This is a genomic window from Acidimicrobiales bacterium (assembly GCA_035546775.1).
Classification (GTDB): domain Bacteria; phylum Actinomycetota; class Acidimicrobiia; order Acidimicrobiales; family JACCXE01; genus JACCXE01.
The window spans coordinates 42520-64755 of sequence record DASZWD010000004.1; the positions used below are offsets into that span (position 1 = coordinate 42520).

Below are 22236 nucleotides of genomic sequence, written 5' to 3' on the forward strand. Positions count from 1 at the left end.
AGGAGAAAGCGATGGCGAGCATTGACGCTTGGAGGAACGACAAGTGGCGCGCCCGCTGGCGTGATCCTGACGGGAGGAGCCGGTCGCAGGTCTTCGACCGGAAGATCGACGCGAGCAACCACCTCAAGGCGATTGAGGGCGACAAGGTGCGCGGCCACTACATCGATCCTGATGCAGGACGCCAGACGTTCGAGTCGTTCGCCGACGAGTGGGCCGCGGCGCAGGACTGGAAGCAGACGAGCCGAGACGCCTGGGGCGCGCATCGGCGTCGGCTCGTCGCTCGCGTCGGCTCGAAGTCGCTCGCCTCGATCGATCGGCTCGTGCTCCAGTCGGTGCAGCGCGACCTCAGCGCGACCTATGCCCGTTCGACGACCATCACCACGATGGCGTACGCGCGGATGATCCTTCGCGCCGCGCACGTTGCCGGTCGCATCGGCCGCGATCCAACTGTCGGGTTGCGCAACCCGCGCGCCGGCGTCGGTGACACCAACGGTCGCGTGTCCCCGAACGAGGTGCCTACGCGTGAAGAGGCCATCTCGTTGCTCGAGGCAGCGCCCGCGCCGTACCGGGCGGCGATCGCGCTCGGCATCGCCGGGCTGCGCGTCGGGGAGGTGCTCGGCATGTGCGGCGACCGCATCGACCTTGCGAGCGCGCGGGTAGTCGTCGATCAGCAGTTGCAAACGATGGCGGGTGTTCTGGGCCTCACGACGCCAAAGCGCGAGAAGACGCGGACGATCGTCGTGCCCGCCGTCGTGGCGACTGAGCTTCGCCGCCACCTTCGTGACCACGAGGCAGAAGGTCTGTTGTTCCGGGGGTTGCGTGGCGCGCCGATGCTGCGCCGCGATCAGTTCTACGCGTCAGCGTGGCGACCGGCGCTCCGCGGCGCCGGGCTGAGCGCGGACCGGTTCAAGTTCCACTCGCTGCGGCACTTCTGCGCCTCGACATTGCTCGCCGAGGGAGCGCCGCTGTCGGCTGTCGCGGGTCATCTCGGTGACACGGTCGAGACCGTCAGTCGAACCTACGTCCACTGGCTGCGTGACGACCGCAACGTGCCCGCTGCAGTGCTCGACCGGGTGTTGGCGCCGACCCCGGCGGAGGCGGCGACGATCTGATGGCTTCTAGTGGTTGTGGTGCTCTTGATAAGCCGCGATTGAACGCTCGAGCTTCGTGATCAGGTCGTCGATCACTTTCGGGAGCGCGACGCTGCCGTCGTAGTAGTTGGCGTGCGTGATGCGCACGGTAGCGAGCGAGTCTGACCCGACGAGGACGACTTCGATGTCCTTCCGGTCACCGAACTCCCGCTCCTTGTGCGCGTAAGCGGCTACTGCGCTTTCACTGTCGAATCCGAACGAAGTCTCCTCGAGGAGCTTTCCTTGCGTGTGATCAAACACGAGGAGGAAATGCTGAATTTGGCTAGCCATTTTTCAACTCCTCCTGAGATCGACGCAGAATCGAGAACACCTCGTCTCGACGTTCTTGCAGTGTACGCAACAATTCCTCGGGAATTATCTCTCCGCGCTCGTCAACCGCCATCGCTTCTGAGATGTCCCTGAAGTACTCCTTGACGATCGGCGGAGCCTCGCCCGACTTGAGGTCGATACCCGTCTGGGGGCCGAGAAGCTCCTGGGTAATCGCCCACTCGTGCATGACTTTGGTGCGCAGTTGAACCTCGACTCGGCAGTCGTTGTATCTGAGAATGACGTGGATGCCTCGGTATCCGGTGCTCTTCGGGTCGACGATGTAGTCCTTGAAGGTCAGGTAACCACGTCGACGCATGAGCTGCGTCTGAACCCGCCGCACTTCGTCGATCGACGCGAGAACAGCGCGACATCCGGCGATGTCTTGCATGCGAGAGAGCAACATCTTCGGCTCGCGGCCCAGTTTGTTGACGATCGTGATGCCGCGCTTGAGGCGCTGAGAAACCTCGAGGTCCTGGCACTTCTGAGTACGGACCGTGGATCGAAGACCGTTGGTAGCGACGATCAGTGGCCGCTGGTGCGCGGCGCGGAAGGCGACCATGACCTCAAAGGCCTCGTCAACCTTGCGCGAGGTCTCCGTACCGTCGTCGAAACGGACGTCGCCGAACTCCCCGTTGAAGTACGCGCGAATCGTCGCTCCGGCGCGATTGATCTGCTCATTCGAGAAGCCTTCGACCACTGCCCAAGTAAAGGCGACGCGGCGAATGAGCGCGCGCATTTCGAGGCACTCTCGAGTCGACGTGTCACGTGTGTGTCACGGCAGCCGTTGAGCCGGCCTTTGACCCACGTTTCCGCAGGTCACAGGCCCTGGTGACGGTGAGTCGACCTGTAAGCGGGATTCTGTCCGCCGTTACCGGCGGGGTGGCCATCCATCTATGCGGCCCACCTGAGGAATAGCTGGGCCAGCCTCCTCGATTTGGCCTTGCTCCGAGTGGGGGTTACCGAGCCGCCCGGGTCGCCCCGGACGCTGGTGCGCTCTTACCGCACCGTTGCACCCTTGCCTGTGCCCCGAAGGGCCATCGGCGGTCTGTTCTCTGTTGCCCTGTTCCGACACGTCGCCGCGTCCTGACTCGCATCAGCACCCTGCCCGTTGGAGTCCCGACTTTCCTCGACATTCGTTACGAATGCCGCGGCCACCCGGCCGACTCACCGTCGCCCACCACTTTACCTGATCCACTTTTCCTACTAACCTGGTGGAGTTATGCATATCGACTTGCTGGTGGCGGTGGCGGGACTCCTCGTGGGCTTTGTGGTCGGCCTCACGGGGATGGGGGGCGGCGCGCTGATGACGCCGATCCTCGTGCTGCTGTTCAACGTGCAGCCGCTGGCGGCCGTCTCGAGCGACCTCGTTGCGGCGGTGATCATGAAGCCGGTCGGCGGGTTGGTGCACGCGCGACGCGGCACCGTCGACATGCGCCTCGTCCGCCTGCTGTGCCTGGGGTCGGTGCCAGCGGCGTTCTGCGGCGTGCTGGTGCTGAAGTCGTTCGGCTCGGGTGATCATCTCCAGGACGTCATCAAGAAGATCCTCGGCGTCGCTCTGATGGTGGCGGCGACCGCCATCATCGGCAAGGCGCTGGTGCAGCGGGGCCGGCGGATGCACGTCGACATCCGCGACGTGCACATGAAGACGCTGCCCACCATCGGTATCGGCGTGCTCGGCGGCTTCGTCGTCGGCATGACGTCGGTCGGGTCGGGCTCACTGATGATCGTGCTGCTGCTGATGCTGTACCCGTCGCTGTCGGCGGCCCAGCTCGTCGGCACCGACCTCGTGCAGGCCGTGCCGCTGGTGCTGTCCGCCGCGCTCGGCCACATCCTCTTCGGCGACTTCCAGCTCGGGCTGACGGCGTCGCTGCTCATCGGGTCGATCCCCGGCGTCTACCTCGGTGCCCGTGCGTCGGCCAACGCGCCCGACACCATCATCCGCCCGGCGCTCGTGACGGTGCTCGTGCTGTCGGGCCTCAAGCTGCTCAACGCCAGCAACGCCGTGCTCGGTGGCGTCATCGCCGTGGCGCTCCTCGTCGGCGCCGCGCTGTTCGTGCGGGCTAGGTCACGATCGCAGTCGAGCGACGTTCTCCCGTCGGTCGAACTTCAATCGAACTCGGAAGCTGTGCTTTGACGTCGTCGGCGTGGGTGACGACCAGCACCTGACGGAACCGCGTCTGCAGGCCGTTGAGGGCTTGCAACAGGCGCACACGCCGGCCGGCGTCGAGCGGGCCGAACACCTCGTCGAGCACGAGCAGGCCGACGGCGCCGCCTGACTGGAGCGTCACGCACTCGCTGATGGCGATGCGCAGCGCCAGGTTCGCCAGGTCGACTTCGGAGCCGCTGAAGCGCTTGAGGTCGAAGGTGTGGTTCTGGTCGGTGATGCGCACCTCGAAGCTGTCGGACAGGTCGAGCGTGTCGTAGGTGCCCTCGGTCATGTCGCTGAACAGGGCGCGGGCGTGGCCGGCGAGGCGCGGGCCGACCGAGGCGGCTTCGCTGTCCTTGAACGCGTTGAGCAACTCGCCGAGACGACCCAGCAGGCGGGCTTCGACCTTCTGCGGCTCGATGCGGGCGTGCTGTTCCTGCGCCCGGGCGTAGGCGAGGTCCTTCTCCTGCGCCCGGCCCCGCGCCTGGCCGAGTGCGACCGCCGCGGCCTTGGCGCGCTCGGATGCCTCGGCGGCCGCGGCGGCGGTGACACGCCGGGTCTCGTCGGCCTCGGCCAGACCGGCGGCGGTGAAGCCGTGTGCCTTGGCGGCGGCGCGGCGCGCCTCGAGGTCGCGGGCGACCTCGTCGCGCTCGCGCTGCGCAGTGGTGAGCTCGGCGGCGACGACCTCGGCGCGGCTGAGTTCGCCGACGAGCTGCTGGGCGCGCCGGTCGGCCTGCTCGCACGCCGCCAGTCCGGCGGCGAGCTCCTCGCGCCCCGCGGCGGCTTCCCGGGCGCGGGCGAGCGCGTCGGCGGCGGCGCGCTCGGCGGCGACGAGCTTGGCCGCGTTGTCCCACGCGGCGCGCGCTGCCGCCAGCTCACGCTCGGCGACCTCGGCCGCGGCGGCGAGCGCCTTCGCCTCGGCTTGGGCCGCCTTGGCCTTCGCAGTGGCGTCGCTCGCCGCGTCGCGCGCCGCGGCGACTTCGGCGACGCGGTGGGCCCGCACCTCTGCGAACGCATCGCCCAGCGGCTGGCCGCAGGTCGGGCAGTCGGCGTCGCCTTCGAGGGCGTCGGTGCGCTCGAGGTTCGCCTGCGCGGCGCGGAGGTTGGCTTGCAGCGCCTGGGCGGTGGCGACCAGGCCCGCCGCCGTTTCCGCGGCAGCCGACGCCGCTTGGCGCGTCGTGATCGCGGCGGTGTCGTCGGGCGGTTCCGCGGAACCGCTTTTGGCGAGCGCGGCGGCCGCGGCGTCGAAGGTGGCCTGCGCCTTGGCCAGGGCGGTCACGGCGGCGTGCGCCTCGCGGGCGGCGCTGAGCGCGGCCGCGGTGTCGCCGAGGGCGGCCAGCTCCTCGCGGGCGGTGGCGAGTGTGGCGGCGTGCGCTTCGAGCTTCTGCACGTCGGCGTCGAGCTTGTCGAACTGCGCCTTGACCCGCTTGCCCTCTTCGATCGTGCTGCTGATCTCGGCGAAACGCTCGCGGGCCTCTTCTGCCTTCTCGACGGCGACGCGGGCGACCTCGTCGGCGGTGATCTGCTCGGCCTCGGCGACGCCCGCCTTGGCCATGGCGTCGTCGCGCTCGGTCGCCAGCGCTTCGAGGTCGGAGGCGACGCCCTCGATCGACTCGAGGATCGCGGCGGCGTCCTTGGCGTCGCGGCGCACGTTCTTGACCGCCGCTTCGATCGGCGTGATGCCGAGCAGGTCGAGGACGAGGCGGCGGCGGTCGCCCGGCTGCTGGGCCGAGAGCGCCGCGAGCTGCTTCTGCTCGGCGAACACCGACGCCAGGAAGCCCTTCTCGTTCATGCCGATGACCGACTGCACGTAGCGGGACACGTCGCGCGCCCCGATGGCGACCTGCTGGCCGTTGCAGTGCATGACGGCGTCGTGCTTCGGCTTGAGCCCGCCTTTGAGCGTGCGGCGCGCCACGTAGGTCTGTCCTTCGTGCTCGAAGGTGATCTCGACGACGCACTCGTCGTTGACGCCGGTGGTGCGCACCTCCTCGACGGGCCCGCGGGCGTGGCCGTACAACGCCCACGGAATCGCCTCGATCAGGTAGCTCTTGCCGGCGCCGTTGGGGCCGTAGACCCCGACGAGGCCTTCGGGCAGGTCGAGCTCGCACACGCCCTCGTACACCCGGTAGTTCTGGAGGTAGAGGTGGCGGACGATCATTCGGCTTCGGTGACGGCGTTGGCCAAATAGTCCTTGCCGCGCTCGACGATGGCGTGGCGGTCGACGCCGATCAGTTCCTGGGGCTTCATCCACTCCTCGAAGCGCGCCTGCACCCCGCTGAGCTCGGGCAGGTTCTGCACCTGCACCCCGGCGTGCATGAGCCGGGCGTCGACCTTGACGCGCAGGCACTGCGTGCTGGCCTCGCGCCACACCCGCGGGTCGGTCTGCACCCACACCTCGGGGGCGACGCCCTCGACGATGACCTTCACCACCGCGCCTTCGGGGGCGCTGGCCACCGCCGCCGCGACCCGCTCGGTCACCTCGTCGGGACCGAGGCCGAGGGCGTGGACGACGTCGGGCATCACCATCGGGCGGCGGCCGCCGAGGGCCACGTGCTTCATGGCGCCGGTGTCGGTCTCGAGGACGACGACGCCCTTGGGGGTGTCGTACTCGTCGGAGAAGTCGAAGCCGTCGGTGGCTCCCGCGTACCACATGCCCCGGTTCACTTCTTTGAACGTGTGGTAGTGGCCGAGCAGCACGAGGTCGCAGTCGAGCAGCGACGCGTCGACGGTGATCTCGTTGAGGTCGGCGAACTTGGGCTCGACCTGGGTGAGGCGCGGGTGGGTGAGCAGCAGGTTGACGCGGTCGTTGCTGCGATTGGCCTTGACCGCGGCGAGCGCTTCGAGCGTCTGGTCGACGTTGGCCATCTGCGGCACGCAGTGGACCCGCAGGCCGGGGTACTCGAAGGTGCGGTACTCGAAGCCGGGCGCGAAGTTGAACCCGGTGAAGACGTCTTCGAGCGGGCGGTACGGGGTGCCGGTGCCGACGACGCGGGGCGTGTCGTGGTTGCCGCTGATGCTGACCAGCGGGATCCCGTGCTCGCGAATCTTGCTCAGCTCCCGCTGGGCGACGAGATACGAGCGGTACGACGGGTTGGGGCGATCGAAGATGTCGCCGAGCCACACGAACAGGTCGGGCTGCTGCTCGAGCGCCAGGTCGACGCTGCGGCGGAACGAGTCGTCGAAGTCGAGCTCGCGGGTGTTGACGCCGTTGGTGGTGTCGGGTCCGCTGATGCGGCCGAGGTGCGCGTCTCCCAACGCGACGATGCGCATCAGTCCAACATCGCCGAAACGTTCACCGACGCCTCCGGGCGCGGCTCGGGCGGGGGCGTGGCGTCGCGCAAGGCGTTGGACCACAGGTCGATCGTGGCGGGCACGGCGAAAGGCGTGTCGACGCCGGCGAGCAGGCACTCGCCGGGCATGAGCGTCTGGATCTCGGTGTGCAGCGCCGAGAGGTCCTGCTTGGCCGAGCCGCGCAGGATGTTGCGGTCGCGCTCATCCGCGAGGCCAAGGATGAAGAAGGTGTTGAACTGGCTGAGGAGCTCCGCATCGACCAGCTTGGGCTGCTGGGTGACGGCGACGAGGCCGACCTTGAACTTGCGGCCTTCGCGCGCCACGCGCGGGAACACGTTCACATCGGCGTCGTTGGCCTTGGCCAGCACGCGCTGGGCCTCTTCGAGCACCACCGCGACGGTGGGCAGGCTGGCGTGGGCGTTGCGGTCGTCGAGGAATTGCTGCTGCCACGACTCGAGCACCCGGCGCGTGAGGAACGACGCCACCAGCAACTCTTCGGTCGAGTCGAAGCCGCTGGCGTCGACGAGCACGACCTTGCCCTCGCGCAGGTCGCGTTCGATCTGGTTGGCCACCGACACGTCGGCATCGGCGCTGATGGCGTCGAGGTTGCAGATGCGCCGCGCGCGGCGGTGCAGGACCTGGAGCGTCGACAACGCCACGGACTTGCCGAGGTCGATGTCGCGGAAACCCACGAGGTCGTCGAGCTGCGCGAAGGGCAGCAGCCACGACAGGCCGGGGTACTGCGACGAGTAGAAGCGTTCGAGTTCGAACAGGCCTTCGGTCTGGGCGCGCGACGTGTCGCCCGTGGCGGTGCGCAAATCGTCGCTCGTCATCTCGCCGAGCGACACCCGCAGCGCGGACACGTTCGGCGCCTTGACGCTCGAGTACGTGCGCAGCCGCCGCTGCGCCCACGGGTGACGGGCCAGTTCGCTGCGGTACTCGCCGTGCGGGTCGATGATCAGCAGGCCGTAGCGGCCGTTGGCCTGCATGGCGGCGCCGGCGAGCACCATCATCAGGTTCGACTTGCCCATGCCGGTAGTGGCGAACACGCCGACGTGCTTGGCCAGGCTCTCGCCGCTGATGCCGACGGGCACGTCGACGGTGGTCTCGCCCGAGCGCAGCACGCCGACGTGCAGGTCGCCCATCGAGCGTTCGAGGAACGCCAGGTCGGTGGCCTCGGGCGACACCACGCGGGAGAACTGCGTCGGCAGCGACTTGGGCTTGCGGAACTCCTTGCCATCGGGAGTGAGGTAGCCGAGGCAGCGGCAGTCGGCGACGCGGTACGTCCGTCGTTCCGCCTCGTACAGCGGGTGGGCGCCGGCGTCGTCGCGGGCGTCGTCGGCCAGCATGGTGCCGGCGACGCGCTCGGCCCAGCCCGGCTCGCGGTGCTCGTGGCCGTAGGTGACGTCGACGACGCGGAACAGATAGCGGCGCCTGGTGGCGTCGTCGATGGCGACGAGCAGCTCGCCGAGGAACAGGTCGTCGTCGGGCGCGGCGCGGAACACGCCTTCGAGGACGTTCTTGCCGAACAGCCGGCCGCGGGTGTGGGCCGTCGTCACGAGGCGCGCTCCATCATGCGGTGGCGATCGGTGAAGGCGCGGTGCAACACGTCGGCGCGCACCCCGGCGACGTGCAGCCGCTCCTCGATGCTCATCCACGCTTCCTCGCGCAGCCACGGCGGGCAGGCGGCGAGCCGGTCGGCGACGGTGAGCGGATACGGGTAGCCGGGGAAGGCCGCGTCGTCGGCGACGGTGGCCACTTGGGCGACGGCGAGTTCGGGGTCGGCGCCGGGCCCGACGTCGAGGCGGAACGAGTACGGCGCGTCGGGATCGAGGCGGGCGGCCACGACGGTGAAGGGCACGCCGGTTTCGGCGGGGGAGTGACCGACGCGGGCCCACCAGCGGGCGCGGGCGCCGAGGGTGATCTCGGCCTCGGCCTCGAGCTGGCCGATGAGGGGTGCGCCGCCGCGGGCAAGCGACGTGTGCTTGGTCACGCCGACCACAGTGACACCCCGCTCGGCCGCCCCCGTCAACAGGTCGGTCACCCAGCCGACGGGCAGGCGCGGGTCGGGCCGCAGGTCGCCGTCGACGAGCACGAGCGCGCCGGCGCACGCCTCCTGAATGGTGCGCTCGATACCGTCCCACTCGATGCGCTCGCGCAGGAGGTTGACGTCGATCGCGGTGTTGGCCGGCAGCGCCAGGCCACCGTCGAGCCGGGCGAGTTCGACGGCGCGCTGGCCGAGGCCCACGAGGTGGGCCCGCAGCTCGCCCTCGTCTTCCACCTTGGCCACCCGGTCGACGAAGCAGCACCGCCCGGCGCGCACCACGTAGACCTGCAGGCAGCGGGCGTCGCGCACCAGCGCCTGGCCGCCGTCGACGGCCCACACCTCGGGCGGCGCGGCGGGCGCGGGGGTGAGCGGGCGCGGCACGAGGTCGCCGTCGATGACCAGATCGCCGTCGTCGGAGTCGGTCGCCACGCCGGCCGTGCCGGCCAGGATCGCGGCGAGGCGCTCGGCCACGTCGTCTAGCGGTGCGGCTCCCAACGGCATCCTCCGATTGTCGCAGGACGGTGTGACAACCTCGTGCCATGGTCCTGGAGATCACGACGTTTCGCCTGCTCGCCGACGTGGACGACGAGTCGTTCCTGGCGGCGGACAAGGCCGTGCAGACCGAGGTCTTCCCCAACTCGCAGGGTTATCTGCGGCGCACCACGGCCAAAGCGGACGACGGCGAGTGGCTGGTGGTGGTTCTGTGGGCCGACGAGCCCGACATCGACGAGTTCAACGCGCGCATCGTCAGTGACCCGATCCAACTCGCCTTCGACGAACTCATCGACCGCGGCACCATCCGCACCAAGCGCTACACAGACATCGGCGGCTGACACACGGTCACTGCTGCACGAGGGTCAGCGGGTTGCCTTCGGGGTCGGTGATGAAGGCGATGGTCGGGCCGCCGGGGACGTCGAAGGGGTCTGATTGCTTGGAACCGCCGAGTTCGACGGCGCGCGCCAACGAATCGCCGATGTCGCGCACCTGCACGTAGAGCGAGAACCCGAGGCGCTCCGGGTGCTGCGCGATGTGGCCGCCGGGACCGGGCTCGGGGCCGCCGATGCCGGGCTCGACCGTCATGATCGGACCGTCGCCGATCTTCCAGTTGAACAGCGCGCCGTAGAACGCCTTCATCGCTTCCGCGTCGCGCGCTTCGAGCGCCCAGTGCACAACGGGACGAGCCCAGTCAGCCATTCGGCAAGAATACGGGCATGCCTCCGCGTTCACTTTGGAGCGGCGCGATCAGCTTCGGCTTGGTCAACGTGCCCGTGAAGATGATGACGGCCGTGTCGCCCAAGGACGTCCGCTTCAACCAGCTGCACGCCAAGGACCACAGCCGCATCCAGCAGAAGCGGTTCTGCGCCGAGGAAGGCGTCGAGATTCCCTTCGACGAGATCGTCAAGGGCTACGAGGTGCGTCCCGGCCAGTACGTCGTCATCGAGCCCGAAGAGCTCGACGGCCTTGACCCCGTCGCTACCCACACCATCGACATCCTCGAGTTCGTCGACCTCGACCAGATCGACCCCGTCTACTTCGACCATCCGTACTACCTCGTGCCCGACACGCGGGCCGAGAAGGCCTACGCGCTGCTCGCCCGCAGCCTCGAGAGCACCGGCAAGGTCGGCATCGCCAAGTTCGTGATGCGCACCAAGGAGTACCTGGCGGCGGTTCGGGCCTCGCAGGGCGCGCTGGTCATCTCGACGTTGCTCTACGGCGACGAGGTCGTGCCGATCGAAACCCTCGACGTGCCCGGCATCGAAACCGAGCTGTCCGAGCGCGAGCTCAAGATGGCCGAAGCGCTCATCGAATCGCTGACGGAGAAGTTCGACCCCGACCGGTACGAGGACACCTACCGCGAGAAGGTGATGGAACTCATCCGCCAGAAGGACGAGGGCGAGGAGATCGTCGTGCACGCGGACGTCGAACCGCCGACGAAGGTCGAGGACCTCATGGCCGCGCTCGAAGCGAGCGTGCAGGCCGCCCGAGACAAGCGTGCCGCCGCCAGCGAAGGTTGAGGTCGACGTCGCCGGCCGGCGACTCACGCTCTCCAACCTCGACAAGGTCCTCTACCCCGAGGCGCACTTCACCAAGGCGGAGGTGATCGACTACTACGCCCGCATCGCGCCGGTGATGGTGCCGCACCTCGCGGGCCGGCCGATCACGTTCAAGCGCTATCCCGACGGCGTCGACGGCAAGTACTTCTTCGAGAAGAACGCGCCGAGCCACACGCCCGAGTGGGTGCCCACCATGACGCTCGCCGGCGGCGAGCGCGACGGCTCGTCGGTCATCAACTACCCGCGCATCGAAGAACCCGCGGCGCTGGTGTGGGCCGCCAACCTGGCAGCCATCGAGATTCACCCCGGTCTGGCCCGCGCCGACCACATCCGCCAACCCGACCACGTTGTGTTTGACCTCGACCCGGGCGAGGGCACCGACATCGTCGAGTGCTGCCAGGTCGGCCTGTGGTTGCGCGACGCCCTCGGCGATCTGGGCTTGCGGGCGTGGCCGAAGACGAGCGGCAGCAAGGGTCTTCAGGTGTACGTGCCGCTGCACACGCCGTGTGACTTCGAAGACACGCGGGCGTTCTCGCTCGCCATCGCGCAACTCCTCGAGAAGTGGCACCCCGACCTGATCGTGACGACCCAAGAGAAGGACAAGCGCAAGGACAAGGTCCTCATCGACTGGCTCCAGAACGCGTCGTTCAAGACGACCATCGGCGTGTACTCATTGCGCGCCCGGCCCCAGCCGACGGTGTCGACGCCCGTCACCTGGGACGAAGTGGTCGCCGCCGACTTCGCGGACGATCTGTGCTTCACCGCCGCCGACGTGCTCGCCCGCGTCGAGCAGCACGGCGACCTGTGGGCCGAGATATTGACCGTCGAACAACGACTTCCAGGCATGTAGTTTGCGAGCCGCATGGACAAGGTCGAGCGGCTCACCAACATCGTCGCGTTGCTGCTGACGACTCGCCGCCCGCTCACCCTCGACGAGATCGCCGACGAGGTCGGCGGCTACCCCGAACGCGGCGAGTCGCGCCGCGCCGCGTTCGAGCGCGACAAGAAGACGCTGCGGGCCGAAGGTGTGCCCCTCGAAGTCGTGCCGCAGTCCGACGGCGGGAGCGCCTACCGCATCGACCCCGACGCCTACTACCTGCCGGCGCTCGACCTCACCGACGACGAGCGCGTCGCGCTCAACCTTGCAGTGGCCGCCGTCAACATCGACAACGACAGCGGCCGCGACGCCCTGTGGAAGCTGGGAGAAGGTGCGAGCAGCGGGCCGTCGCTCGCCGCGCTTCCCACCGACGACGGCTTGATCGACTTGTTCGACGCGTGGCGCCGCCGCGCCCCCGCCTTCTTCGACTACCGCGGTGAGCGCCGCGAAGTGCACGTGTGGGGTGTCGCTTTTCGCAACGGCCGCTGGTACGTCTCGGGGTGGGACGCCGGGCGCCAGCACGAACGGCTCTTCCGCGTCGATCGCATCGACGGCGCGGTGGTCGTGGGCGACGACGGCACCGCCACGCCGACGCCGAGCGGGTTCGACCTCGCCGGTGCGCTACCCGGTCGCCAGTTCAACATGTATCCCCAGGACGACCTCGAAGAGGTCCTCGTCGACGTCGACGCCGGTTGGGCGCGCGGCGCCATCAACGACCTCGGCGAAGACTTCGTCGTCGAGCGACGCGACGACGGCTCGATCCGCGTGCGCCTGCACATCACGTCGCGCGACGGGTTTCGCTCGTGGCTCTACGGCTACCTCGACCACGCGGTGGTCGTCTCGCCGCCCGAAGTCGTCGCCGACTTCGTGGCGCACCTGGAGGAGTTGGCCCGTGGCTGAGCGCGACCCCGGCCTGCGCTTCCGGCGGCTGCTGGCGATGGTCACGTGGCTGGCGGCGCGCCAGAACGCCAAGCTGAGCGAGATCGCCGAGCAGTTCTCGATGAGCGAAGACGACGTCGAGCGCGACCTGATGCTGGTGTCGATGTGCGGCCTGCCGCCGTACTCGCCCGATCAACTCATCGACGTGCTGATCGTCGACGACGTCGTCGAGGCGCGCATCCCCGAGTACTTCCACCGCCCCCGCCAGCTGACGGCCAACGACGCGCTGTCGTTGCTCACCGCCGGCCGCACGCTGCTGGCGGTGCCGGGCAACGAGACGTCTGGTCCCTTGGCGCGGGCGCTCGACAAGCTGTCGGCGTCGCTCGGCGGCGCCGACGGCGGCGTCGCCGTCGAACTCGACGCCCCGTTGCTGCTCGACGAGGTGCAGCGCGCTGTCGACAACGTCGAGCAGATCGAGATCACGCACTACTCCGCGGCCAAGGACACCATCTCGACGCGCACCGTCGACCCGATCTCGGTGTTCAACGACGCCGGCCACTGGTACCTCGAAGCGTTCTGCCATCAAGCCGACAAGGTGCTGACGTTCCGCGTCGACCGCATCGAGGCGCTGCACCCCACCGGCAAGGCGCCGGCGCGCCCCAAGAAGTCCCAGCAGAAGGGCCACGTGCAACCCGCACCCGGGGCTGACACCGAAACCGTCACCATCACCGTCGGCCCGCATGGGCGCTGGGTGACGGAGAACTATCCGGTCGAGTCCGTCGACGAGTTGAAGAGCGGAAAGCTGCGCATCACGCTGACGGTGTCGGGCGACGCGTTCCTCGACCGGTTGCTGCTGCGCCTCGGCCCCGACGTCGTGGTCAACCGCCCCGCGGCCAAGAAGGACGCGCTGGCCAAGGCGGCCAGGCGCGTGCTGGCGCGCTACTCGGCCTAAACTGCCCAATCGGAGCCCGAGACCCCGTCTCCGCGTATTGGATCACGCGCGGAATGGGGCATTCATGGAATTCGGGATCGGCATGACGTCGGCGTATGGCCGCACGACGCTGGCCGTGAGCGGCGACATCGACGCGGCCACGGCCGCACCGCTGCGCTCCGCACTGTCGACGGTGGCCGAGATCGGCGACGGAGAGATCTACGTCGACATGGCGGAGGTCACCTTCATCGAGTCCGCCGGACTGGCGTGCCTGCTCGAAGCGCACGCGGCGGCGACCGCCGCGGGCAAGAAGCTCGTGGTCGTCCAGCCGTCACGGGTGGTGAGTCGCCTGCTCAAAGAGGCGGGCGAGCTCGAGCGCCTCAGTCCAGATCCTCGACCTTGATCCGCCCGTCGATGATGGAGGCGGCGACGTCGACGAGCTTGTGGCGATTGCCGCGGGCGTAACGGCGCAGGGCGTCGAACGCCTTTTCCATCGGCCAGCCCGTCTGGCCGGCGATCACGCCCTTGGCCTGTTCGATCACGACGCGGCTGTTCAACGCGTCGGCGAGCTGGTTGGTGACGGCCTGTTGCTCGACCACCGCGCGGTGTTGCAACACCGTGAGCGTCGCGACGTCGGCGAAGGACTGCGCCACGACGAGATCGTCGGGCGAGAAGCCGTCGACCTCGCAGTCGAACATGCCGAGCACGCCGATGAGCCCGCCGCGGGTCCGCAGCGGCAGCGAGTGCACGGAGCGGAAGTTCATCGCCAGCGCGGCCGCGGCGAACAGCGGCCAGCGCCGCAGTTCGTCCTGGAGGTCGGCGGCGCCGACCGACGTGCCGCTGTGGAACGCCTCGTAGCACGCGCCCTCCTGCGCCTGGAGGGCGATCAGCTCGACGAGCTGTACCTCGTCCGACGACGACGCCACCAGCTTGAGTTCGCCGTTGCCGGTGGCGAGCAGGAGGCCCGCCGCATCGGCTCCCAGCACGTCGACGCAACTCGTGGTCACGATGGTCAGCAGGTCGATGACGTCGAAGTCCTCGACGAGGGTGTCGGTCAGTTCGACGAAGACGCGCGCGATGCGCGCTTCGCGAGAAGGCTCGTCAGTCACACGGATCCTGTACCCAATCAGTCGCTGGTAAGGATCACGACCTCTTCTTCGGGCGACGCGTGGGGCGTGACCACTCGGGCCAGCGCCTCGTTGGTGCCCTCGCCGGTGTCGATCTCGAACCACAGCGGTGCGTCGCCGAACGCGTAGAACGTCGCCAGGTGTGACAGCAAGGCGCGGGTGATGGCATCCGCGTCGCGATGGGACTGGTCGAGCGGACCCACGAGCGCGATATCGGCGGCAACGTTGGGGTCGTCGGATGCATGCGCCACGCCGACACCGATCACCTCGCCCGCCGCGTCGCGCACCAGCGCCATGTGCTGCGCCCCCGCCGCCATCGCGTCACGCACGTACTTGCGCCGCAGCACCGCCGGCGGGTCCCACCGGTGCGAGTCCATGTACAGCACGGCGAGCGCGTCGAGGAACTCGCGGGTGGCGTCGCCCTCGATCGCTTCGACGGCCAGGCCGGTGTCGCCGGTGAACTTGTAAGCCGCGACCTTGTAGGTGGCCGACCGGATGCGTTCCTTGAAGCCGGTGGCGATGGCCGCCGCGATGCCGGCGGTGTCGTCAGCCGGGATGCGCACCTTCAGCGGGTTCCGGCGGCCGCGCACGGCGTTGTAGAGCGCGCTCGCGTCGTCGCTGCCGGCTGGATACACCGCCGCCAAGTCGCGTTGGGGGTGCGCGCGGTGGCGCATGCGCGCCGCGAACGCCAGCACCTCGTCGCCGTCGACCAGCACGACGTGGGCGTCGGCGCCGTTGACCCAATCGTGCAGGTCGCGCAGCAGCGGCGGCATGGCGGCGACCATGCGGTCGATCGCCTGGGCATCGCGAAAGGTCGCCTTGCGGATGCGCCTCAGAACTCGACTCCGGAGAGCTCGGGGATCGTCTTGGCCGCGCGGGCCACGGCTTGCTTCCACCGGTCGCGTTGCGACGGGCGGCCCGACGGTGTGACGACGTGCGACGGCTGCCAGCGCGCCGCGAGATCGGCGATGGAGGCGATGGCGCCGATGGCGACGAGCGCCAGATAGGCGGCGCCGAGCGTCGTCGCTTCGCGTTCGGGCGACACCTCGATCGGGCGGCCGCAGGCGTCGGCGAGGGCTTGCACGAAGGTGGCGTTGCCCGACATGCCGCCGTCGACGTGGATGGCGCGCAGCGGTTGGCCGAAGTCGGCTTCGGCGGCCTCGACCAGGTCGGCGCCGCGGTGGGCGATGCCTTCGAGCACGGCGCGCACGACGTGGGCGCGGGTCGAGCCGCGGGTGAGGCCGAACAGGCCGCCGCGAGCGCCGAAGTCCCACTCCGGCGTGCCCAAGCCGAGCAGGGCGGGCACGAACCACACGTCGCCGGTGTCGGCGACGGACGCGGCGACGGCGTCGGACTCCTCCGCGGTCGCGATGACGCCGAGGTCGTCGCGCAACCACTCGACGCACGTGCCCGCCGACAGCATCACGCCTTCGAGGCCCCACACCGTCTCGCCGGCGTGGCGCCAGGCGACGATGGGGAAGCAGCCGGCGGCCGAACGCGTCGCCTTGGTCGGGCGATCGAAGCCGGTGACCACGTCGAGCATCCCGCCGGTGCCGAAGGTGATCTTGGCGACGCCGGGCTGCACGCAGCCCTGACCGACCAGCGACGCCTGCTGATCGCCCACGAGGGCGGCGATGGGCGGGTGGCCGGGGAGGAAGGTGGCGGTGCCGCACACGCCGGCGGTGTCGACGATCGTGGGCAGCAACGTGTGCTGGATGCCGATGGCGGAGAGCACGGCGTCGTCCCAGCGCGTGACGCTGGTGTCGACCATACCGGTGACGCCGGCGTTGGTGGCGTCGATTACGTGGGTGTCGCCGCCCGACAGCGACCACGCGATCCACGAGTCGACCGTGCCGAAGCACAAGTCGCGATCGCGCTCGGCGTCGAACTGGTTGAGCAACCAGCCGACCTTGGTCGCCGACACGTTGGGCGCCACCCGAATGCCTTGGCCCTGCAGCACGAGGCAGTCGACCACGGTGCGCAGATCCTGCCAGCCGATGCCGGGCCCGACCGGCTTGCCCGTCATCCGATCCCACACCACCGTCGATGCCCGCTGGTTGGTGATGCCGACGGCGTCCACGCCGCTGGCGCCCGCGTCGCGCAGCGCCTCGAGCGCGGTGTGACGCGCCGCGTCGGCCACGGCGTGCGGGTCGAACTCGACCTGGCCGGGTTCCGGTGACGCCGGCAGCGTCGGCACCTGGTGCAAGCCCGCGACCTTGCCGTTCTCGTCGACCACCGACGACCGCACCGACGACGTCCCGACGTCGACGACGAGCACACGCTTCATTTCGGACGGAACCCCTTCTCGGCGAGGAGGCCGCCGAGGCAGCCGAACCCGATACCGATCTGCAGGATGACCAGCGCGGTGAGTACCGCGGCCAACGACAGGTCGCCCTGCACGGCTTGGAACAGCAACGCTCCGACGAGCACGACGCCGAGCCCGCTGCCCGCCGCGATCGCCGCGTGCCAGAACGGGTTCGGCGGCCTGTCGCGCGCCGCGGCGTACCCGCCGAAGCTCGAGCCGAAGAAGAGCGCGGCGACGAACACCAACCAGAACGACGAGTCGGTGTTGCGCAGCGCGAGCGCGATCGCATACGCGGGCGCGACGAACATCAGCACGCCCAGCGCCCCGCGGCGAACGGCAACGGCGTCTAGTGCCAGGGGACCGGTCCCCACGTCGACGGGAAGAACTTGCCGGGGTTGAGGATGCCGTTGGGGTCCAGCGCCGCCTTGATGCCGCACAGCACGTCGTAGCCGGGATGGCCGAGGGCGTCGACCAGGAAGCGCGAGCGGTTGAGCCCGACGCCGTGGTGGTGTGACAGCGCACCGCCGTGGGCCAGCACGGTGTTGGTGATCAGGTCCCACGCCGCGTTGTAGTAGCCCTCGACGCCGCCCGTCTCCTGACTCGGCTGGCCGGCCCACGTGAAGTACAGGCAGGCGCCGTCGGTGTAGGCATGGCTCTGGTGTGACGTCACGGCCACGGTGCCGGGCAGGGCGTCCATGGCGGCGACGACCGCGTCGTAGATGGCCGGTAGGTCGCGCCAGCGGCCCGAGATCTCGGTGGTGTCGACGACGAGGCCGTTGCGCACGGCTGCCTCCAACCCGGCGACGTCGTTGCGCCGCTCGAGCCAGTGGTCGACGAGATGGGCGTCGAGCAACTCGGCGCCTTCCCTGGCGCAGGCGTCTTCGGCGACGGCCAGGTTGGCGGCCACGAGCGGGGGCGCGGCTTCGTCGAGCACGAGCAGCACGCACTGACCCCGCGGGGTGGCGAAGTGCCGGCGGCTCTCGCGGGCGTCGTAGAGGCGCAGCACGGCCGGGTTGGCGTCGGCCCGCAGGATGAGGCGGCACGCTTCGAGGCCGGCGGCGAACGACTCGAACCCGAAGGCCGCCTTGGCCTCGCCGGTGGGGACGGGGTGGACCCGCATCTGCACTTCGGTGATGACGCCGAGGGTGCCTTCGGAGCCGACGAACAACTGGTTGAGGTCGGGGCCGACGGCTTGGCGCGGGCCGCGCCCGCCGGTGTGCACGACCGTCCCGTTGGCGAGCACGACCTCGAGGCCCCGCACGATGTCTTCGATCTTGCCGTAGCGCGTCGAGTACTGGCCGGCGCCGCGGCACGCGGCCCAGCCGCCGACGGTCGACAGGTTGATCGACTGCGGCCAGTGCCCACACGTCAGGTTGTGGGCGGCGCGCAATTCGTCTTCGAACACGTCGCCGAAGGTGCCGGCGCGGGCGGTGACGAGCAGCGACGCGTCGTCGACGTCGACGATGCCCGTCATGGCGGTGAGGTCGAGACCCACGCCGCCGAAGACCGGGATCGACGCGCCGCACACGCCGCTGCGCCCGGCGACGGGCGTCACCGGGACGTGGGCGTCGTTGCAGATGCGCAACACCGCCGCCACTTCGTCGGTCGACGTCGGGCGCGCCAGCACCCCGGCGCGCGCCGGCGTCTCGCCGTGCAGCGCCCAGTGCATGGCGACGGGCCACCAGTCGCGGCCGGCTTCGGCGATGGCGTTGGCGTCGTCGACGGTGGCGCACGCGTCGCGCAGGCGCGTGACGACGTCGCCGGGGATCGTGACGGCGGCCGACGCGAAGCGGGCGGTGACGTCGGAGCCGGCGAAGGCGATCGGGGGCGTCGGCGCGCCGCGGTTGGTCGCACTCATGCGTGCTGTGCCTGGTCTTCGGCGGCGGCGATGCGGCGGAACTCGTCGACCTGCGCGCGCACGTCGTCGGGTGACCAGCCGAGGTCGGGGGCGATCAGCGCGGCCACGTCGGGCGCGGCGGCGACCGCGGCGTCGCGGTCGAGCAGGAGGGCGCGGGTGCGCCGGGCCAGCACGTCGGTCAACGACACCACCATTTCGTGGCGGGCGGCGAACACCGCGTCGGCGCGCCGGTACTCGAGGCCGGCGACGAGGGGCGCGGCCAGGTCGTCGGTGCGGGCCAGCGCGTCGACCTCGGCGCGGTCGTCGAGCAGCTTGAAGCGCTTCGTCTTGCAACGCGTCTTCACGCCGAGGTGTTTGGTCACGACATCCACGGTGTCCTCCGCCATCTGCCTATACGTGGTGAGCTTGCCGCCCGTCACCGTCACCATGCCGGCGGGCGACGTGGTGACGCTGTGCCGGCGCGACAGGTCGGCGGTGCGCGTCGACTTGGCATCGGCGATCAGGGGGCGCAGGCCGGCCCACGTGCCGATGACGTCGTCGTTGGTCACCGTTGCGGTGGTGGCGGCATTCACGGCCCGCAAGATGTACTCGACGTCTTCGGCGGTGCAGGTGGGGTTCTCGATCGGGCCGTCGTAGTCGGTGTCGGTGGTGCCGAGGTACACCTTGTCGCCCCACGGCACCACGAAGATCGAGCGGCGGTCGCCGGGCACGTTGAGCACCACCGCGATGTCGGCGGGCACCTTGTCCTTGCTCACCGTCACGTGCACGCCCTTGGCCGGGCGGATGTGGACGGGTTCGGCGGAGCCGTCGAGGCGTTGCAGGTGATCGGCCCACACGCCCGTGGCGTTGACGACGCAGCTAGCGCGGATGGTCGTGCCGTCCTCGAGCACGGCGCCGCGGATGCGGCCGCTGTCCTTGAGCAGCGACGCGACGGGCGCGTAGTTCGCCACCACCGCGCCCTGCTGCGCCGCGGTGCGGGCGATGGTGAGCGTGAGGCGGGCGTCGTCGGCGCGGGCGTCCCAGTACAGGAACGCCGAGGCGAGGCGGTCGGGGCGCAGCGTCGGCAGGTGGGCGAAGGCCTCGTCCTTGGTGAGCTTCTTGTAGCGATGACCGATGCGGATGCCGCCGGTGAGGTCGTAGGTCCGCAGGACGCCTGAGTAGATCTTCGACAGCGCGGCGTTGCCGGCGCTGTCCTTGCCGAGAATCGGGATGAGGAAGGGGAGCGGGGAGACGAGGTGCGGCGCGTTGTTGAGCAGCCGCTGGCGCTCGTGCAGGTTCTCGTACACGAGGCGGAACTCGCGCTGGTTCAAGTACCGCAGGCCGCCGTGCACCAGCTTCGAGGACTTCGACGACGTGCCCGACGCGAAGTCGCCCTTGTCCACCAGGGCGACGGACAGGCCGCGGGTGGCGGCGTCGAGGGCGACGCCGGCGCCGGTGATGCCGGCGCCCACGACGAGCATGTCGAAGGAGTCGGTGCCGAGACGCGCCAGGTTCTCGGCCCGATCAAACCTCATCGCGTGCCAGCTCCTCGTAACTCGTGCGGAAGCCGTCACGCATCAGCGGGATGAAGGCGTCGCGTTGGACGTAGAACTCTCGGGCGGCAAGCAAGAGGTAAATGATCGCGGTTCCGACCCGCATGCGGCCATGTATCGACTCGGGCCCCACGGCGTTGACGACGAACTGCGCCGCGAACAGCCCGAACAGCTGCCACGCCTCGCGCGTCGACATCGACAGGTTGCTCAAGACGGCGACGGCGAATGCGGACTGCGCAGCGGTCAGAAACAGCTCCTCGCGCTGCAGGGCGTCGATCGGCAGGCCGTGCCAGGACCCGGAGGCGGCGGCGAAGGCGAGCGGGAGCGTGCCGACCAGCAGCGTCCACTGGTTGACCTTCGACGACACCAGCGTCCCCAGGCCGCCGTTGGTGTTGAGCCGCCAGGCGAACAGTCCGGCGACGAGGAGCTCGGGCGCCTCCGAGGCCAGGGGAGCGAGCCACTGCACGAGGAGGAACTCGCTCACGCCCAGGCGGGCCCCCGTCCCCACGAGCGCTTCGGCGAAATGCTCGGCGCACAGCAGGATGACGCCGGCCGCCGCGATGAAGCACCCGACCACCGTGGCGCGGCGTCGCGCCGTCGTGAACGACCCGATCCAGGCGGCGGGGCCGACGAGGTCGGGCTCCTCGGGCGGCGCTTTGGAGATGCGGATCGTGTAGGCGACGAACAACCCGACCAGCACGGCGGCGTCGAAGATGGTGATCGAGCGGCGCAGGGCGATGAACAGCGAGTACGCGGTGGCCACGGCGAGGTAGGCGAGCTCGACGGCGTGCGAGCGGTCGAGCTGCATTTCCCGGCCGCGCTCACGCTCGCCCCGCTTGGCGTACTGACGCCACGCCAGGAACACCACGAGCGCCCACCCGACGCCGATGAGGAGGCGGTTGGCGCCCGTCATGTTGGCCAGGGCGAGGGCGCAGGGCGACTCCTTGCCGACGTCGTGGGACGGACAGGCCTTGAACGCCGCCCCGGCGTAGCTGTGGCCGCCCTTGATGGCGAACACGAGGTCGATGGCGTATTCGGGGAGCACGGCGATGAACGCGATGGCGGCGATCGCCAGACCGGCGGAAATATCGAGCTGCGCCGCCTCGGCCGCCCAGCTGAGGATGAAGGCCGCTCCGACGATGGCGAGGCCGAACAGCACGGCGGCCAGCGGATCGGCCACATGGGTGCCGGACAGGCGCAAAACGACGCCTGGGACCATGACGGCAACCGAAAGGCCGATCGTGAGCAGGTGGCGGCCCGATTGCACGGCGGGGATCCTAGAGTTTCTCCGGTTGTGTCCGAAAAGACACGAAACTTCACAAAATTAAGAGAAAGTCGTGCTGGGAATTTGTCCCGCCCTGCCGATGTTCAGGAATAATGCCTGGCCTCGTGGGCATGACACGGGCGACACTGAATGGTCCTTCCCACCCCCCCAAGGATGTGACTCCACACGATGAACGCCACCTGGCGGAACCGAGCAGCTTGCCGAGGCATCGACCCTGAGGTCTTCTTCCCGGTAACGGAAGAGGACGCAGAGGCGGCCAAGGCCATCTGCAACGTGTGCCCTGTGCGCGAAGCGTGCCTGGAGTTCGCCCTCGCTGCCCGTGAGCGCGAGGGCGTCTGGGGCGGTTGCACCGAGCGCGAGCGCCGCCGCATCGTGCGCCAGCGCCGCAAGACCGCCTAGTCCCTCGCGGGCCCGCCGCCCGCCTCCGCTTCCCCCTTCCACATT

General features: G+C 69.5%; 23 protein-coding genes and 1 other RNA gene. 9 read left to right on the forward strand and 15 right to left on the reverse strand.

Going from position 1 to position 22236, the window contains the following annotated elements; genetic code table 11:
• Positions 1–11: 11 nt before the first annotated feature.
• Positions 12–1112 (forward strand): site-specific integrase, encoded by a 1101-nt coding sequence (locus VHC63_01225; protein HVV35192.1) that lies wholly within the window; start codon positions 12–14, stop codon positions 1110–1112.
• A 6-nt stretch (positions 1113–1118) separates the two neighbouring features.
• Here VHC63_01225 and VHC63_01230 read toward each other — a convergent pair whose 3' ends face one another.
• The 3 genes from VHC63_01230 to rnpB form a co-directional block, all read right to left on the reverse strand.
• On the reverse strand, positions 1119–1421 hold the full coding sequence (locus VHC63_01230) for a hypothetical protein (protein HVV35193.1): 303 nt from the start codon (positions 1419–1421) through the stop codon (positions 1119–1121).
• Positions 1414–2196: a RelA/SpoT domain-containing protein gene (locus tag VHC63_01235; protein ID HVV35194.1), complete on the reverse strand. Its 783-nt coding sequence runs from the start codon at positions 2194–2196 to the stop codon at positions 1414–1416. Before VHC63_01235 ends, VHC63_01230 begins: the two co-directional genes overlap by 8 nt.
• A gap of 95 nt (positions 2197–2291) precedes the next feature.
• Positions 2292–2627, reverse strand: an RNA gene (gene rnpB, locus VHC63_01240) — RNase P RNA component class A.
• A 52-nt stretch (positions 2628–2679) separates the two neighbouring features.
• Between rnpB and VHC63_01245 the strand changes: the two genes are divergently transcribed.
• Positions 2680–3594 (forward strand): sulfite exporter TauE/SafE family protein, encoded by a 915-nt coding sequence (locus VHC63_01245; GenBank protein HVV35195.1) that lies wholly within the window; start codon positions 2680–2682, stop codon positions 3592–3594.
• Here VHC63_01245 and VHC63_01250 read toward each other — a convergent pair.
• The 4 genes from VHC63_01250 to VHC63_01265 are packed head-to-tail and all read right to left on the reverse strand — an operon-like array spanning position 3521 to position 9445.
• Entirely contained in the window at positions 3521–5764 is a 2244-nt protein-coding gene (locus VHC63_01250) for an AAA family ATPase (protein ID HVV35196.1), read from the reverse strand. The two genes, VHC63_01245 and VHC63_01250, sit on opposite strands and share 74 nt — an antisense overlap.
• On the reverse strand, positions 5761–6876 hold the full coding sequence (locus VHC63_01255; protein HVV35197.1) for a DNA repair exonuclease: 1116 nt from the start codon (positions 6874–6876) through the stop codon (positions 5761–5763). The genes VHC63_01250 and VHC63_01255 overlap by 4 nt, the downstream gene beginning before the upstream one ends.
• The gene (locus VHC63_01260) at positions 6876–8456 is read right to left on the reverse strand and encodes an ATP-binding protein (GenBank protein ID HVV35198.1); all 1581 of its coding nucleotides are present in this window, start codon (positions 8454–8456) and stop codon (positions 6876–6878) included. Before VHC63_01260 ends, VHC63_01255 begins: the two co-directional genes overlap by 1 nt.
• Positions 8453–9445, reverse strand: coding sequence for a DNA double-strand break repair nuclease NurA (locus VHC63_01265; protein HVV35199.1), 993 nt, complete (start codon positions 9443–9445; stop codon positions 8453–8455). Before VHC63_01265 ends, VHC63_01260 begins: the two co-directional genes overlap by 4 nt.
• Before the next feature lie 38 nt (positions 9446–9483).
• Here VHC63_01265 and VHC63_01270 point away from each other — a divergent pair, with 38 nt between their 5' ends.
• Positions 9484–9777 carry a hypothetical protein gene (locus VHC63_01270; protein HVV35200.1) on the forward strand — a complete coding sequence of 98 codons (294 nt, stop codon included), beginning with the start codon at positions 9484–9486 and terminating at the stop codon, positions 9775–9777.
• A gap of 7 nt (positions 9778–9784) precedes the next feature.
• Here VHC63_01270 and VHC63_01275 read toward each other — a convergent pair whose 3' ends face one another.
• The gene (locus VHC63_01275; GenBank protein HVV35201.1) at positions 9785–10138 is read right to left on the reverse strand and encodes a VOC family protein; all 354 of its coding nucleotides are present in this window, start codon (positions 10136–10138) and stop codon (positions 9785–9787) included.
• A 17-nt stretch (positions 10139–10155) separates the two neighbouring features.
• Here VHC63_01275 and VHC63_01280 point away from each other — a divergent pair, with 17 nt between their 5' ends.
• The 5 genes from VHC63_01280 to VHC63_01300 all read left to right on the forward strand — a co-directional run bounded on the left by VHC63_01280 (position 10156) and on the right by VHC63_01300 (position 14088).
• Positions 10156–10959, forward strand: coding sequence for a Ku protein (locus tag VHC63_01280; protein HVV35202.1), 804 nt, complete (start codon positions 10156–10158; stop codon positions 10957–10959).
• Complete coding sequence (gene ligD, locus VHC63_01285; protein HVV35203.1) at positions 10937–11848, forward strand: non-homologous end-joining DNA ligase; 912 nt, start codon at positions 10937–10939, stop codon at positions 11846–11848. Before VHC63_01280 ends, ligD begins: the two co-directional genes overlap by 23 nt.
• A gap of 12 nt (positions 11849–11860) precedes the next feature.
• Positions 11861–12775, forward strand: coding sequence for a WYL domain-containing transcriptional regulator (locus VHC63_01290; protein HVV35204.1), 915 nt, complete (start codon positions 11861–11863; stop codon positions 12773–12775).
• Positions 12768–13706, forward strand: a complete 939-nt coding sequence (locus tag VHC63_01295) for a WYL domain-containing protein (GenBank protein HVV35205.1) — start codon at positions 12768–12770, stop codon at positions 13704–13706. The genes VHC63_01290 and VHC63_01295 overlap by 8 nt, the downstream gene beginning before the upstream one ends.
• Positions 13707–13770: 64 nt before the next feature.
• Complete coding sequence (locus VHC63_01300; protein ID HVV35206.1) at positions 13771–14088, forward strand: STAS domain-containing protein; 318 nt, start codon at positions 13771–13773, stop codon at positions 14086–14088.
• On the opposite strand, the gene VHC63_01305 is transcribed toward VHC63_01300, so the two are convergent.
• The 7 genes from VHC63_01305 to VHC63_01335 are packed head-to-tail and all read right to left on the reverse strand — an operon-like array spanning position 14066 to position 21774.
• Positions 14066–14794, reverse strand: coding sequence for a GAF and ANTAR domain-containing protein (locus VHC63_01305; GenBank protein ID HVV35207.1), 729 nt, complete (start codon positions 14792–14794; stop codon positions 14066–14068). The two genes, VHC63_01300 and VHC63_01305, sit on opposite strands and share 23 nt — an antisense overlap.
• A gap of 17 nt (positions 14795–14811) precedes the next feature.
• Positions 14812–15597, reverse strand: a complete 786-nt coding sequence (locus tag VHC63_01310; protein ID HVV35208.1) for a hypothetical protein — start codon at positions 15595–15597, stop codon at positions 14812–14814.
• Positions 15598–15644: 47 nt separating this feature from the next.
• Positions 15645–17099, reverse strand: a complete 1455-nt coding sequence (locus VHC63_01315) for an FGGY-family carbohydrate kinase (protein HVV35209.1) — start codon at positions 17097–17099, stop codon at positions 15645–15647.
• The gene (locus VHC63_01320; GenBank protein ID HVV35210.1) at positions 17096–17431 is read right to left on the reverse strand and encodes a hypothetical protein; all 336 of its coding nucleotides are present in this window, start codon (positions 17429–17431) and stop codon (positions 17096–17098) included. The genes VHC63_01315 and VHC63_01320 overlap by 4 nt, the downstream gene beginning before the upstream one ends.
• A gap of 32 nt (positions 17432–17463) precedes the next feature.
• A complete protein-coding gene (locus VHC63_01325; protein ID HVV35211.1) occupies positions 17464–18975 on the reverse strand; it encodes an FAD-binding oxidoreductase in 1512 nt (503 codons plus the stop codon).
• On the reverse strand, positions 18972–20489 hold the full coding sequence (locus tag VHC63_01330) for a glycerol-3-phosphate dehydrogenase/oxidase (GenBank protein HVV35212.1): 1518 nt from the start codon (positions 20487–20489) through the stop codon (positions 18972–18974). The genes VHC63_01325 and VHC63_01330 overlap by 4 nt, the downstream gene beginning before the upstream one ends.
• Positions 20479–21774 carry a hypothetical protein gene (locus VHC63_01335; GenBank protein ID HVV35213.1) on the reverse strand — a complete coding sequence of 432 codons (1296 nt, stop codon included), beginning with the start codon at positions 21772–21774 and terminating at the stop codon, positions 20479–20481. The genes VHC63_01330 and VHC63_01335 overlap by 11 nt, the downstream gene beginning before the upstream one ends.
• Positions 21775–21960: 186 nt before the next feature.
• Here VHC63_01335 and VHC63_01340 point away from each other — a divergent pair, with 186 nt between their 5' ends.
• Positions 21961–22191, forward strand: coding sequence for a WhiB family transcriptional regulator (locus VHC63_01340; GenBank protein ID HVV35214.1), 231 nt, complete (start codon positions 21961–21963; stop codon positions 22189–22191).
• The last annotated feature ends 45 nt before the right edge of the window (positions 22192–22236 follow it).

Coding starts and splice junctions, on each gene's coding strand:
- VHC63_01225 (HVV35192.1), top strand. CDS start 12: ATGGCGAGCATTGACGCTTGGAGGAACGACAAGTGGCGCGCCCGCTGG.
- VHC63_01230 (HVV35193.1), bottom strand. CDS start 1,421: ATGGCTAGCCAAATTCAGCATTTCCTCCTCGTGTTTGATCACACGCAA.
- VHC63_01235 (HVV35194.1), bottom strand. CDS start 2,196: ATGCGCGCGCTCATTCGCCGCGTCGCCTTTACTTGGGCAGTGGTCGAA.
- VHC63_01245 (HVV35195.1), top strand. CDS start 2,680: ATGCATATCGACTTGCTGGTGGCGGTGGCGGGACTCCTCGTGGGCTTT.
- VHC63_01250 (HVV35196.1), bottom strand. CDS start 5,764: ATGATCGTCCGCCACCTCTACCTCCAGAACTACCGGGTGTACGAGGGC.
- VHC63_01255 (HVV35197.1), bottom strand. CDS start 6,876: ATGCGCATCGTCGCGTTGGGAGACGCGCACCTCGGCCGCATCAGCGGA.
- VHC63_01265 (HVV35199.1), bottom strand. CDS start 9,445: ATGCCGTTGGGAGCCGCACCGCTAGACGACGTGGCCGAGCGCCTCGCC.
- VHC63_01270 (HVV35200.1), top strand. CDS start 9,484: ATGGTCCTGGAGATCACGACGTTTCGCCTGCTCGCCGACGTGGACGAC.
- VHC63_01275 (HVV35201.1), bottom strand. CDS start 10,138: ATGGCTGACTGGGCTCGTCCCGTTGTGCACTGGGCGCTCGAAGCGCGC.
- VHC63_01280 (HVV35202.1), top strand. CDS start 10,156: ATGCCTCCGCGTTCACTTTGGAGCGGCGCGATCAGCTTCGGCTTGGTC.
- VHC63_01290 (HVV35204.1), top strand. CDS start 11,861: ATGGACAAGGTCGAGCGGCTCACCAACATCGTCGCGTTGCTGCTGACG.
- VHC63_01300 (HVV35206.1), top strand. CDS start 13,771: ATGGAATTCGGGATCGGCATGACGTCGGCGTATGGCCGCACGACGCTG.
- VHC63_01310 (HVV35208.1), bottom strand. CDS start 15,597: ATGGTCGCCGCCATGCCGCCGCTGCTGCGCGACCTGCACGATTGGGTC.
- VHC63_01315 (HVV35209.1), bottom strand. CDS start 17,099: ATGAAGCGTGTGCTCGTCGTCGACGTCGGGACGTCGTCGGTGCGGTCG.
- VHC63_01325 (HVV35211.1), bottom strand. CDS start 18,975: ATGAGTGCGACCAACCGCGGCGCGCCGACGCCCCCGATCGCCTTCGCC.
- VHC63_01330 (HVV35212.1), bottom strand. CDS start 20,489: ATGAGGTTTGATCGGGCCGAGAACCTGGCGCGTCTCGGCACCGACTCC.
- VHC63_01340 (HVV35214.1), top strand. CDS start 21,961: ATGAACGCCACCTGGCGGAACCGAGCAGCTTGCCGAGGCATCGACCCT.